Here is a 13,175-nt window from a genome sequence, read left to right on the forward strand (position 1 = left end):
TTTGTCCCTTTTGAAAATTTGCGATACTGCGCATTCCCCTGTGGGAGCGGGCTTGCTCGCGAAGGCGGCGTGTCAGTCAACACATGTGCTGGCTGAGACTCCGCCTTCGCGAGCAAGCCCGCTCCCACATGGGGTTATATGTCGAACACGAATTATGTGACCACCAGATCAGAGCGAGATTGGATGTGAGCAAGAGAGCCTATAACTTCTGTGCTGGTCCCGCGGCACTTCCTGAAGCAGTCCTGCAGCGCGCGCAGGGTGAACTCCTCGACTGGCATGGCAAAGGCCTCTCGGTCATGGAAATGAGCCATCGCAGTGATGAGTTTGTGTCCATTGCCACCAAGGCCGAGCAGGATCTGCGTGACCTGCTGGATATCCCGTCGGACTACAAGGTGTTGTTCCTGCAAGGTGGCGCCAGCCAGCAATTTGCCCAATTGCCGCTGAACCTGCTGCCGGAAGACGGCACTGCCGACTATATCGATACCGGTATCTGGTCGCAAAAAGCCATTGAAGAAGCCTCGCGCTACGGCAATATCAATGTGGCCGGTACTGCCAAGCCCTACGATTATTTCGCTATCCCGGGTCAGAACGAGTGGAAGCTATCCAAGGACGCGTCCTACGTTCACTACGTGCAGAACGAAACCATCGGCGGCCTGGAGTTCGACTGGGTGCCTGAAGTCGGTGACGTCCCGTTGGTGTGCGACATGTCCTCGGACATTCTCTCGCGCCCGATGGATGTGTCGCGCTACGGCATGATTTACGCCGGCGCACAGAAGAACATTGGCCCCAGCGGCATCCTGGTCAATATCATCCGTGAAGACCTGCTCGGCCGTGCCCGTTCGGTGTGCCCGACCATGCTCAACTACAAAGTCGCAGCCGACAACGGCTCGATGTACAACACCCCGCCGGCCTTTGCCTGGTATCTGTCGGGCCTGGTGTTCGAGTGGCTCAAAGAGCAGGGCGGCGTGGCCGCCATGGGCAAGCTCAACGAAGAGAAGAAGCGCACCCTGTACGACTTCATCGACGCCAGCGGCCTGTACAGCAACCCGATCAACCTGAGCGACCGCTCGTGGATGAACGTGCCGTTCCGCCTGGCCGATGACCGCCTGGACAAGCCATTTCTGGCCGGCGCCGACGAGCGTGGCCTGCTGAACCTCAAGGGCCATCGTTCGGTAGGCGGCATGCGCGCCTCGATCTACAACGCAGTCGACATCAATGCCATCAAGGCGCTGGTAGCCTACATGGCAGAGTTCGAGAAGGAACACGGCTAATGTCTGAGCAAGAACTCAAGGCCCTGCGTGTGCGCATTGACGCCCTGGACACCAAAGTCCTGGAGCTGATCAGCGAGCGCGCGCGGTGTGCCCAGGAAGTGGCGCGGGTCAAGATGGCCTCCCTGGCTGAAGGTGAAGTGCCGGTGTTCTACCGTCCGGAGCGCGAAGCCCAGGTGCTCAAGCGGGTGATGGAGCGTAACCAGGGGCCGCTGGGCAATGAAGAGATGGCGCGGTTGTTCCGCGAGATCATGTCTTCGTGCCTGGCCCTTGAGCAGCCATTGAAAGTGGCTTACCTCGGCCCCGAGGGGACCTTCACCCAGGCGGCGGCGATGAAGCATTTCGGCCATGCGGTGATCAGCAAGCCGATGGCAGCCATCGACGAAGTGTTCCGCGAAGTGGCGGCCGGTGCGGTGAATTTTGGCGTGGTGCCGGTGGAAAACTCCACCGAAGGCGCGGTCAATCACACCCTCGACAGCTTCCTTGAGCACGACATGGTGATCTGTGGCGAAGTCGAGCTGCGCATCCACCACCACTTGCTGGTGGGTGAAAACACCAAGACCGACAGCATCAGCCGCATTTACTCCCACGCCCAGTCCCTGGCCCAGTGCCGCAAGTGGCTGGATGCCCATTACCCGAATGTCGAGCGTGTGGCGGTGTCCAGCAACGCCGAAGCGGCCAAGCGGGTCAAGGGTGAGTGGAATTCGGCGGCGATTGCCGGGGATATGGCTGCGGGCCTGTACGGCCTGACGCGCCTGGCCGAGAAAATCGAGGATCGCCCGGATAACTCCACGCGCTTTTTGATGATCGGCAACCAGGAAGTACCGCCGACCGGCGACGACAAGACCTCGATCATTGTCTCCATGAGCAACAAGCCGGGTGCGCTGCATGAACTGCTGGTGCCGTTCCACGACAACGGGATAGACCTGACACGCATCGAGACGCGTCCTTCGCGCAGCGGTAAATGGACCTATGTGTTCTTTATCGACTTCGTCGGTCACCACCGTGATCCGCTGGTCAAGAGTGTGCTGGAGAAAATCAGTCAGGAAGCCGTGGCACTCAAGGTGCTGGGCTCCTACCCGAAAGCGGTTTTGTGAGGCTTTGACATGAGTGGCAACTTCCTCGCCCTGGCACAGCCGGGCGTGCAACAACTGTCGCCTTACGTTCCAGGCAAGCCTGTGGACGAGTTGGCGCGCGAGTTGAATCTGGATCCGGCGAAGATCGTCAAGCTGGCGAGCAATGAAAACCCCCTGGGCCCAAGTCCCAAGGTGCTGGCGGCGATCCGTGAAGAGTTGGCGGAGCTGACCCGTTACCCCGACGGCAACGGCTTTGCCCTCAAGTCCCTGTTGGCCGAGCGCTGCCGGGTCGAGTTGAGCCAGGTCACTCTGGGCAATGGTTCCAACGACATCCTGGAGCTGGTGGCGCGTGCCTACCTGGCGCCTGGCCTGAATGCGGTGTTCAGTGAGCACGCATTTGCGGTGTATCCGATTGTCACCCAGGCCGTCGGTGCCGAGGCGCGGGTGATTGCGGCCAGGGACTGGGGGCATGATCTGCCGGCCATGCTCGCAGCCATCGATGCCCAGACCCGCGTGGTGTTTATCGCCAACCCGAACAACCCGACCGGTACCTGGTTCGGTGCCGATGCGCTGAACGAGTTCCTGCAGGATGTGCCTGGGCACGTGCTGGTGGTGCTGGACGAGGCCTACATCGAATACGCCGAAGGTGGCGACTTGCCCGACGGCCTGGATTTCCTCGCGGCCTATCCGAACCTGCTGGTCTCACGCACTTTCTCCAAGGCCTATGGCCTGGCGTCGCTGCGGGTCGGCTACGGGTTATCCACAGCCGTCGTCGCGGATGTGCTGAACCGCGTGCGCCAGCCGTTCAACGTCAACAGTCTGGCGCTGGCGGCGGCCTGTGCGGCGCTCAAGGATGCCGAGTATCTGGAAGAAGGGCGACGGATCAACGAGAGCGGCATGCAGCAGCTGCAGCAAGGCTTCCGCGAACTGGGCCTGGGCTGGATTGCGTCCAAGGGCAACTTTATTTGCGTGGATCTCGCCCAAGAGGCCGCCCCGGTCTTCCAGGGTTTGCTGCGCGAAGGCGTGATCGTGCGTCCGGTGGCCAATTACGGCATGCCGAACCACTTGCGCATCACCATCGGTTTGCCGGCTGAAAACAGTCGCTTCCTTGAGGCGCTGGCCAAGGTTCTGGCTCGTGGTTGATGTGATTGCAATGCAACCTGTTGTGCCTGTGATCGGCCGCCTGGTGGTGGTCGGTCTGGGATTGATTGGCGGCTCCTTTGCCAAGGGCCTGCGGGAAAGCGGCCTGTGTGGCGAAGTGGTCGGTGTGGATCTTGACCCGCAATCGCGCCAACTGGCGGTTGAGCTGGGCGTGGTGGACCGCTGTGAGGCGGACTTGGCTGTTGCCTGCCAGGGCGCCGATGTCATCCAGTTGGCGGTGCCGATCCTGGCCATGGAAAAACTGCTGGCGCTGTTGGCCGGCATGGATCTGGGCCAGGCGATTCTCACGGATGTCGGCAGCGCCAAGGGCAATGTGGTGCGTGCGGCGCGCCAGGCGTTTGGCGGCATGCCGCCGCGCTTCGTGCCAGGGCACCCGATTGCCGGCTCCGAGCAGAGTGGGGTGGAGGCGTCCAATTCCCAGCTGTTCCGTCGACACAAGGTGATCCTCACGCCGCTGGCAGAAACCGACCCGGCAGCCTTGGCCGTGGTGGACCGGTTGTGGCGCGAGCTGGGGGCGGATGTCGAGCATATGCAGGTCGAGCGCCATGACGAAGTGCTGGCGGCGACCAGCCATTTGCCGCATCTGCTGGCCTTTGGCCTGGTCGACTCCCTGGCCAAGCGCAACGAAAACCTGGAGATTTTCCGTTACGCCGCCGGTGGCTTTCGCGATTTCACGCGGATTGCCGGTAGCGACCCGGTGATGTGGCACGACATTTTTCTCGCCAATCGCGAGGCTGTGCTGCGGACCCTGGACACCTTTCGCAGTGACTTGGATGCCTTGCGCGACGCGGTTGATGCGGGGGATGGCCATCAGTTGCTGGGCGTCTTTACCCGTGCGCGGGTAGCGCGCGAGCATTTCAGTAAGATCCTGGCGCGCCGGGCCTATATGGATGCGGCCGCCACCGCTGACGATGTAGTGTTTGTCGCCAGCCCAGGTGGGCAACTGAAGGGCAAGCTCCGGGTGCCGGGGGATAAGTCGATTTCCCATCGCTCGATCATGCTCGGGTCGCTGGCGGACGGGGTTACCGAAGTCGAAGGGTTTCTCGAGGGTGAAGATGCCCTGGCGACCCTGCAGGCATTCCGCGACATGGGCGTGGTGATCGAAGGTCCGCACCATGGTCGGGTGACTATCCATGGCGTTGGCCTGCACGGCTTGAAACCAGCGCCAGGGCCGATTTATCTCGGTAACTCGGGTACTTCCATGCGTCTGTTGTCCGGTTTATTGGCGGCGCAGGGTTTTGACAGTGTCCTGACCGGTGATGCTTCGCTGTCCAAGCGGCCGATGAATCGCGTGGCCAAACCGTTGCGAGAAATGGGTGCAGTGATAGAGACCGGGCCGGAGGGGCGGCCGCCCCTGACCATTCGTGGCGGGCAAGTGCTCAAGGGTATGAGTTACACGCTGCCGATGGCCAGTGCCCAGGTCAAGTCCAGCCTGTTGCTGGCCGGGCTGTATGCCGAGGGCCGGACAGCAGTGACCGAGCCTGCGCCTACCCGTGACCATACCGAGCGAATGCTGCGCGGTTTTGGCTGTCCGGTGCAGGTCAATGGTGCGACGGCGGCGGTAGAGTCGGGTCATGCGTTGGTCGCCACGCGTATCGAGGTGCCGGGCGATATCTCTTCCTCGGCATTCTTCCTGGTGGCCGCCACGATCGCCGAGGGTTCCGAATTGTTGCTGGAGCATGTGGGCATCAATCCGACCCGCACCGGGGTGATCGATATCCTGCGCCTGATGGGTGCTGATATCGCCCTGGAAAACCCGCGTGAAGTGGGTGGCGAGCCGGTTGCAGACCTGCGTGTGCGCGCGGCACCGCTCAAGGGGATCGAGATTCCCGAGGCGCTGGTGCCCCTGGCTATCGACGAGTTCCCGGTGCTGTTTGTCGCCGCCGCCTGTGCCGAAGGGCGCACGGTATTGCGGGGTGCCGAGGAGTTGCGGGTCAAGGAGTCCGACCGTATCCAGGTGATGGCCGACGGTCTGCTGGCGCTGGGTGTGAAGTGTGTGCCGACCCCTGATGGGATTATCATTGATGGTGGCGGCTTGGCTGGTGGCGAGGTGCATGCCCACGGTGATCATCGGATCGCCATGGCGTTCAGCGTCGCGGCCCTGCGTGCCACTGCGCCGATTCGTATCCATGACTGTGCCAACGTAGCTACATCTTTTCCGAATTTTCTTACACTGTCTGCCCAAGTAGGCATGCGTGTAGCCCAAGAGGCTCAATTGTGAATATCAAAGCACCGGTGATTACCATCGACGGCCCAAGCGGCTCTGGCAAAGGCACTGTCGCGGGCCTGCTGGCCAAGCGCCTGGGTTGGTGCCTGCTGGATTCCGGGGCGTTGTATCGCCTGCTGGCTTTCGCTGCGCGTAACCATGGTGTCGACTTGACCAATGAAGAGTCGTTGGTGTTGTTGGCGGCGCACCTTGACGTGCAGTTCGTCGGCGCGACCGAAGGCCACTCGCTGCGCATTATCCTGGAAGGGGATGATGTAACGGATGACCTGCGCAACGAGCAGGTCGGCTCCTGGGCCTCGCAGGTCGCCGCATTGCCGGCGGTGCGCGATGCCTTGCTCCAGCGCCAGCGGGCGTTTCAAGAGCCGCCGGGCCTGGTAGCCGATGGTCGTGACATGGGCACCGTGGTGTTCCCCGAGGCGCCGCTGAAGATTTTCCTGACGGCCAGTGCCGAGGAGCGGGCGCGCCGCCGTTACTTGCAGTTGAAGGGCAAGGTGGATGGTGTTAGTCTGTCGAGTCTGCTAGATGAGATTCGTGCGCGCGATGAGCGCGACACCCAGCGTGCGGTAGCCCCGCTTAAACCGGCGGCTGACGCCATACAGCTGGATTCCACGGAATTGTCCATCGAGCAGGTGTTGGAACGCATCTTGAGTGAAATCGCCCTGCGCGATATCGCCGGATGACTCAGAGGAAGTGCAGGGGACCAGTCCTAGACCTGCGCTTCTTCTCTTATATGAACGTAACCCACACCGTCTGGGGTGTGGCAGATGGGCGTATTCTTCGCCCTTATCAACAGGAATTAAAATGAGCGAAAGCTTTGCGGAACTCTTTGAAGAAAGCCTAAAAACCCTGAACCTTCAGGCTGGCTCCATCATCACCGGTGTTATCGTTGATATCGATTACCAAGCTCGCTGGGTAACCGTTCACGCTGGTCTGAAGTCTGAAGCACTCATCCCGCTTGAGCAGTTCTACAACGACGCTGGCGACCTGACTATCAATGTCGGTGACGAAGTTCACGTTGCTCTGGACTCGGTTGAAGACGGCTTCGGTGAAACCAAGCTCTCCCGTGAAAAAGCCAAGCGCGCTGAATGCTGGATTGTTCTGGAAGCAGCCTTCGCAGCTGAAGAAGTGGTCAAGGGCGTTATCAACGGTAAGGTTAAAGGCGGCTTCACTGTCGACGTTAACGGCATCCGTGCGTTCCTGCCAGGTTCTTTGGTCGACGTTCGTCCAGTGCGCGACACCACGCACCTGGAAGGCAAAGAGCTCGAATTCAAGGTCATCAAGCTCGACCAGAAGCGCAACAACGTTGTCGTTTCCCGTCGCAGCGTCCTGGAAGCAGAGAACTCCGCCGAGCGTGAAGCTCTGCTGGAATCCCTGCAGGAAGGCCAACAAGTCAAAGGTATCGTCAAGAACCTCACCGATTACGGCGCATTCGTCGATCTGGGTGGCGTCGATGGCCTGCTGCACATTACCGACATGGCTTGGAAGCGTATCAAGCATCCTTCCGAAATCGTCAACGTTGGCGACGAGATCGATGTCAAGGTTCTGAAATACGATCGCGAGCGCAACCGTGTTTCCCTGGGCCTGAAGCAACTGGGTGAAGATCCATGGGTTGCTATCAAAGCCCGTTACCCAGAAAGCACTCGCGTTACCGCGCGTGTTACCAACCTGACTGACTACGGCTGCTTCGCAGAGCTGGAAGAAGGCGTGGAAGGCCTGGTACACGTTTCCGAAATGGACTGGACCAACAAGAACATCCACCCTTCGAAAGTCGTACAAGTCGGCGACGAAGTGGAAGTTATGGTTCTGGACATCGACGAAGAGCGTCGTCGTATCTCCCTGGGCATCAAGCAGTGCAAATCTAACCCATGGGAAGATTTCTCTGGCCAGTTCAACAAGGGTGATAAAATCTCCGGCACCATCAAGTCGATCACCGATTTCGGTATCTTCATTGGTCTGGACGGCGGCATCGACGGCCTGGTTCACCTGTCCGACATCTCCTGGAACGAAGTTGGCGAAGAAGCTGTTCGTCGTTTCAAGAAGGGCGACGAGCTGGACACCGTTATCCTGTCGGTTGACCCAGAGCGCGAGCGCATCTCCCTGGGTATCAAGCAACTGGAAAGCGATCCGTTCTCCGAGTACGTTCAAGAGAACGACAAGGGTGCAATCGTTAAAGGCATCGTGAAGGAAGTTGACGCTAAAGGCGCCATCATCACTTTGGGTGACGATATCGAAGCGACTCTGAAAGCCTCCGAAATCAGCCGTGATCGCGTTGAAGACGCGCGTAACGTTCTGAAAGAAGGCCAGGAAGTAGAAGCCAAGATCATCAGCGTTGACCGCAAGAGCCGCGTGATCCAACTCTCCATCAAGTCCAAGGACGAGATCGAAGAGAAAGAAGCAATCCAGAGCCTGCGCGATAAGCCAGCGACCTCTGACATTGCTTCGGGTCCGACCACTCTGGGCGACCTGTTGCGTGCACAAATGGAAAAACAGAACTAAGTTCTGTTAGACCATAGAAAAAGGGCGGCTTCGGTCGCCCTTTTTTGTGCCTGGGATTTGGTTTTTACAGTAGGACAGAGCGGCTGATGTGGTGTGATCGCCCCTGGGGCTGTCTGCGGGAGGTGATCTTGTTATCCAGTCACTTCCAGCGCTTTTTCCGGGAAGCGTCTCCTGCGCTTTCCTGGGCTCGTCCCGCTCTTATCCTTGGTCTGGTGGGTGTCGTCAGAATTTGCGCAAGATAAGTCAAGCCACAGGCTGTTCAAATTCATCTGGTCATGCTAAAACCTTCGGAGCGCTTTTCCTAGCTGCTTGAAAAAGAAGGGAAAAATATGACGAAGTCGGAGTTGATCGAACGAATTGTCACCCATCAAGGGCTGCTCTCATCCAAGGATGTGGAGTTGGCCATCAAGACCATGCTTGAGCAAATGTCCCAGTGCCTGGCCACTGGTGATCGAATCGAGATCCGCGGCTTTGGTAGCTTCTCGCTGCACTACCGTGCCCCGCGCGTGGGTCGCAACCCGAAAACCGGCCAATCCGTCAGCCTCGACGGCAAATTCGTGCCCCATTTCAAGCCGGGCAAGGAATTACGGGATCGAGTGAACGAAGACGAAGACGAAAGCGTCTGAGTTTTTTTGGGGATAGGAGAAGTTTATGCGCGGTGTAAAGCGCGTCGCCCTGGTACTGATTGTGCTGATCGCTGCCTTGGCGATCCTGGCATTCGTGCTGGAAAACCAGCAAGACGTCAGCCTGGCGTTTTTGGGGTGGTCTACACCACAACTGCCGGTCTCGGTGTTTGTGACGTTGGCGTTGATTGTCGGGATGTTGGTGGGGCCGCTCTTGAGTCTGCTGATGCGGCGCAAGAGGCACCCTAAACCCGTGTTGTAGGGTCAATCTGACAGCGTAGACCGTTTGTCGCCTGTATTGCGGGTTCAAGCTGTGCAGTGGGGCTTTGCTACTACGACTAGACTGCGTTAACGCTTCTCTGTCTTCAGGAAATAGTGGCTTTAGGGCTCCTCTGACGTGTTTTCCCTGACAACTCTGCAATAAGTAGGAATTGCCTTACAGTCATGTCAAGTCTTGCAATGTTATCGATAGATGGCAAAATGCAACCTGTTCTCGATTCCAGTCATTTTGTGTGTCTAGGGCCTGGCAGCGACGCTGGGCTTTTTGGCCGACCCTTATAAATACAAAAAAACCACAAGATCGTCTGCATAACGAGCCCGCAGTTTCTCTTTGAAGGCAGGTTTTTGTTGTGAGTAGTAGCTTCCGCGCGCCCCCGATTCCTTCGTCCGGCGAGATTGATCTCGTTGTGCTTTTTCAGGCTATCTGGAAGCAGAAAAAGTTAGTTATGGCCGCTACCGCAGGTGCCGGGCTGATTGCTGCTATCTATGCGTTCCTCACGCCTCCTCAGTACGAAGTCAGCAGTGTGCTGCGCCCGGCCGCAATCAATGAGCTGGATGCTTTGAATCGCTCGGAGATTTATGCACTACCTCCTGGTGATGCCCTGGTCAGAGTGGGCGCATCTCTGGAGTCCTACGATACCCGCTTGGGGTTTTTCCGTTCAAACCAGAAGCTGTTCAAGGCCTTTGAGCAGCCTGGCAGGACCTTGGAGCAGAGTTTCGAAGAGTTCAACCGCAACTCTATCGAACTCAGTCTGCCCGACCCCAAAAAAGCCAACTCCCTCAGTGCCTATATCAAGCTTGAGATGAGTTATCCGAAAGGCGTGGATGGCGTCGCCATACTCAATGGCTTCATCGATTACGCGATTGCAACGGAGCGTGAGCAGATTGCGGCGGATCTGGACGTCATCGTAAAAAACCGGTTGAACGAGCTCAAGGGCAAGATTGATGCCGCCCGTTCCAGCTACGAGGTTGATAAAGAGGCGCGGATAGCATCGCTGCGAGAAACGGACAGCCTGCGACGTGCGCAGTTGCAGGATGAACTCAAAGCATTGCGAGCACAGCTGAAGACTGGGCGCACTGACCGAGTGGCGCAGTTGAACGAGGCCATCGGAATCGCCAAGTCCCTGGGAATCAGAAAACCCAGCACGCCTTCCGCTCTGGGTGAGTCAGACCGTAATGGCTCATCAAGTGTGATGCGTACCGAAATAAACAATCAGCAAATCCCTCTGTACTTCATGGGCGTCGAGGCGCTCGAGGCTGAACGCACTGCGTTGATGCAGCGTAAGTCTGATGATTTTACTGAGGGTCGTATCGCGCAGATTGCCAGGGAGCTTCAATTGCTCCAGTCAAACCGCGAGATTGAAGTGCTGAATCGTCGTGAAAACGAGGATCTATTCCTGGCCGGTGTTCAGCCGGTGCGCGCCGAAGTGGCTCGATTGCGTAACTTAAGCATTGATATGAGCCGGCTGAAGCTGGTAACTATCGATAGGCAGGCGCTGGAACCTTTGCGCCCGGTCAAGCCTCAGAAGGCCTTGATTATCCTGCTTGGTCTGGTCTTGGGTGGCTTTGTCGGGGCCTTCATTGCGGTAGTTCGTCATCTCGTCAAAAATCGCCAGCCTCAGCCCCAGTCGGTAATGCTGTCCGTGCAACCGGGCTCACCGACCATGGTGGGTAGCGATACAGGTTTGAACAGGCCGCAATAGGTATCAGCGCAATCTGCACTGTGCTCCCCGGCCAGTGCGAGATTTGATTTCATTTGGAAACTAGCTCGCAACTTGTTGTCTATTGCGCACCGGTTAAGGGTTTCTCGGCTTCAGGCCTTGTGTGAGGCCTGGAGCCGGCCGGTGTGACTGGCGTTTGTGGGTCGGTCTTCCTGCTTGTCGGGTTATTTCATGTAAAAAAACGGCGGCGACCTGCGGCGGATGGCTCATAATCACGCAAGTCGATCTACCTGGCCTGGGCGGTTATTTACCGGCGTAGACAGTTGTCTGCGTTGCGCAGGAGGCTGGAGCAGCTGAGGGCTCTGCCCAGAAAAGAATAAATTTTCATATTGGCGATTTCGGATTGCCGGCCGCAGGCATTGAAATTGTGGCTCAATACCGAGAAGCTACGCGCTATTTTTCACCCGTCAACCTGCGTGTTGGCCTGGTGTAATGCAGATATTTAAGGAAGTTCTAAAGATATGATGGACATCAAACGTAAAGGCATCATCCTCGCTGGCGGCTCCGGGACGCGCTTGCACCCGCTGACCCTGGGTGTATCCAAGCAAATGTTGCCTATTTTCGACAAGCCGATGATTTTTTATCCGTTGTCGGTGTTGATGCTGGCTGGCATGCGCGAAATCTTGATCATCTCTACCCCTGAAGATCTGCCTTGCTTTAAAAAGCTCCTGGGAGACGGCAGCCAGTACGGCATCCAGCTCAGCTATGCAGAGCAACCCAGTCCGGACGGTTTGGCCCAGGCCTTCCTGATTGGCGAGGAGTTTATTGGTGACGATCCTTGCTGCCTGATCCTTGGCGACAATATTTTCTACGGTCAGCACTTTTCCGATAACTTGCGCTCCGCCATGTCCCAGACATCAGGTGCGACAGTCTTTGGTTATCACGTATCAGATCCTGAGCGTTTTGGTGTTGTTGAGTTCGATGCCACTGGTCGAGCATTGAGCATCGAAGAAAAACCGGCGAAACCGAAGTCCAACTATGCAGTTACAGGCTTGTACTTCTACGACAATCGAGTGGTGGACATTGCCAAGAGCATCAAGCCGTCGCCGCGTGGCGAGCTTGAAATCACTGACGTCAACCGCGCCTATCTGGATGACAAGTCATTAACCGTCGAGATGCTGGGCCGTGGTTTTGCCTGGTTGGACACAGGTACTCATGAGTCGCTCCTGGAAGCGAGTCATTTCGTCCATACCATTGAGCACCGCCAGGGGTTGAAAGTCGCCTGCCTTGAAGAAATTGCATTCCATAAAGGTTGGATCACCCCAGAGCAACTGGGTGCTCAGGCGGAAAAACTGAAAAAGACAGGCTATGGCCAGTACTTGCAGAAACTTCTGGAAGAGACCTCAAAGGCATGAAACTGATTCAGACTGCTATTCCTGACGTTGTAATCATTGAGCCAAAAATTTTTGGCGATGATCGCGGCTGGTTTATGGAGAGCTTTAACGAAGAGCGGTTTCATACAGCACTTAAAGAGCTTGACCTGCCTATTCCGCGAGCATTTGTCCAGGACAATCATTCCTGCTCGGCAAAGGGCGTTCTAAGGGGGCTGCACTTCCAGCGCGCACCGCATGCCCAGGGCAAGCTGGTGCGTGTGGTACGCGGTGCCGCTTTTGATGTGGCAGTGGATATTCGGCCTGAGTCCAGCACTTACCTGCAATGGGTCGGCGTGGAGCTAAACACCCAAAACAACTTGATGCTATGGATTCCTGAGGGTTTTGCCCACGGTTTTGTTGCTTTGGAAGATGACACGCACTTTTTGTATAAAACGACAGATTATTACGATAAAGACTCTGAAGGGGCGCTGCACTGGAGTGATGAAAGGCTTGGGATAAATTGGCCTGCTACCGGCGGCTTTAACGTTAGTGATAAAGATGACAAGGCTCCGACATCCGATAGCCTCTCGGAGAAGCAAGCATGAGTTTGATCAAGTTTCTGGACATCACCTCCAAAGGTGATGAGCGGGGCCAACTGGTTGCGCTGGAGTATGAAAATGATATTCCGTTTGAAATTAAACGTGTTTATTACCTCACTGGAACTAAACAAGGAGTTCCGCGTGGATTTCATGCCCATAAGGAACTGCTGCAGGTGGCCGTCTGTGTTTCTGGACGCTGTTTGATGAAGCTTGATGATGGGGTGAGCAAAGAGGAGGTGTGGCTGGACGCGCCTGATAAGGCCATCATTATCGATCGCATGATTTGGCACGAGATGCATGATTTCAGCCCGGATTGCGTACTGCTGGTATTGGCGAGTGATATTTATGATGAGAGTGATTATCTAAGGGAATACTCGGTATTCAAAAATTTGATTAATAATTTCTAAAATAT

The 13,175-nt window shown here is 57.0% G+C and carries 12 protein-coding genes; all 12 read left to right on the top strand.

The features are described 5' to 3' along the window. Window positions 1-185: 185 nt before the first annotated feature. Window positions 186-1,271: a 3-phosphoserine/phosphohydroxythreonine transaminase gene (serC, locus tag HBO11_RS19430; RefSeq protein ID WP_169952750.1), complete on the top strand. Its 1,086-nt coding sequence runs from the start codon at window positions 186-188 to the stop codon at window positions 1,269-1,271. After that, window positions 1,271-2,365: a prephenate dehydratase gene (gene pheA, locus HBO11_RS19435; RefSeq protein ID WP_025113086.1), complete on the top strand. Its 1,095-nt coding sequence runs from the start codon at window positions 1,271-1,273 to the stop codon at window positions 2,363-2,365. The genes serC and pheA overlap by 1 nt, the downstream gene beginning before the upstream one ends. 9 nt (window positions 2,366-2,374) lie before the next feature. Beyond that, window positions 2,375-3,487: a histidinol-phosphate transaminase gene (hisC, locus tag HBO11_RS19440; RefSeq protein WP_169952748.1), complete on the top strand. Its 1,113-nt coding sequence runs from the start codon at window positions 2,375-2,377 to the stop codon at window positions 3,485-3,487. A 28-nt stretch (window positions 3,488-3,515) separates the two neighbouring features. Next, complete coding sequence (locus tag HBO11_RS19445) at window positions 3,516-5,726, top strand: bifunctional prephenate dehydrogenase/3-phosphoshikimate 1-carboxyvinyltransferase (protein ID WP_169952867.1); 2,211 nt, start codon at window positions 3,516-3,518, stop codon at window positions 5,724-5,726. Then, on the top strand, window positions 5,723-6,412 hold the full coding sequence (cmk, locus tag HBO11_RS19450) for a (d)CMP kinase (protein WP_032863151.1): 690 nt from the start codon (window positions 5,723-5,725) through the stop codon (window positions 6,410-6,412). The genes HBO11_RS19445 and cmk overlap by 4 nt, the downstream gene beginning before the upstream one ends. Window positions 6,413-6,533: 121 nt before the next feature. Next, a complete protein-coding gene (rpsA, locus tag HBO11_RS19455; protein ID WP_029298694.1) occupies window positions 6,534-8,228 on the top strand; it encodes a 30S ribosomal protein S1 in 1,695 nt (564 codons plus the stop codon). 329 nt (window positions 8,229-8,557) lie between these two features. Continuing rightward, complete coding sequence (gene ihfB, locus HBO11_RS19460) at window positions 8,558-8,854, top strand: integration host factor subunit beta (protein WP_169952746.1); 297 nt, start codon at window positions 8,558-8,560, stop codon at window positions 8,852-8,854. A 25-nt stretch (window positions 8,855-8,879) separates the two neighbouring features. After that, window positions 8,880-9,113 (top strand): lipopolysaccharide assembly protein LapA domain-containing protein, encoded by a 234-nt coding sequence (locus HBO11_RS19465; RefSeq protein WP_169952744.1) that lies wholly within the window; start codon window positions 8,880-8,882, stop codon window positions 9,111-9,113. 367 nt (window positions 9,114-9,480) lie between these two features. Beyond that, the gene (locus HBO11_RS19470) at window positions 9,481-10,833 is read left to right on the top strand and encodes a Wzz/FepE/Etk N-terminal domain-containing protein (protein ID WP_169952742.1); all 1,353 of its coding nucleotides are present in this window, start codon (window positions 9,481-9,483) and stop codon (window positions 10,831-10,833) included. Between the two features lie 479 nt (window positions 10,834-11,312). Further along, window positions 11,313-12,206, top strand: coding sequence for a glucose-1-phosphate thymidylyltransferase RfbA (gene rfbA / locus HBO11_RS19475; RefSeq protein WP_169952740.1), 894 nt, complete (start codon window positions 11,313-11,315; stop codon window positions 12,204-12,206). Then, a complete protein-coding gene (rfbC, locus tag HBO11_RS19480; protein WP_169952738.1) occupies window positions 12,203-12,769 on the top strand; it encodes a dTDP-4-dehydrorhamnose 3,5-epimerase in 567 nt (188 codons plus the stop codon). Before rfbA ends, rfbC begins: the two co-directional genes overlap by 4 nt. Further along, window positions 12,766-13,170, top strand: coding sequence for an FdtA/QdtA family cupin domain-containing protein (locus HBO11_RS19485; protein ID WP_169952736.1), 405 nt, complete (start codon window positions 12,766-12,768; stop codon window positions 13,168-13,170). The genes rfbC and HBO11_RS19485 overlap by 4 nt, the downstream gene beginning before the upstream one ends. The last annotated feature ends 5 nt before the right edge of the window (window positions 13,171-13,175 follow it).

Source organism: Pseudomonas sp. WS 5010, assembly GCF_012985565.1.
In the GTDB taxonomy this organism is placed as follows: Bacteria; Pseudomonadota; Gammaproteobacteria; order Pseudomonadales; family Pseudomonadaceae; genus Aquipseudomonas.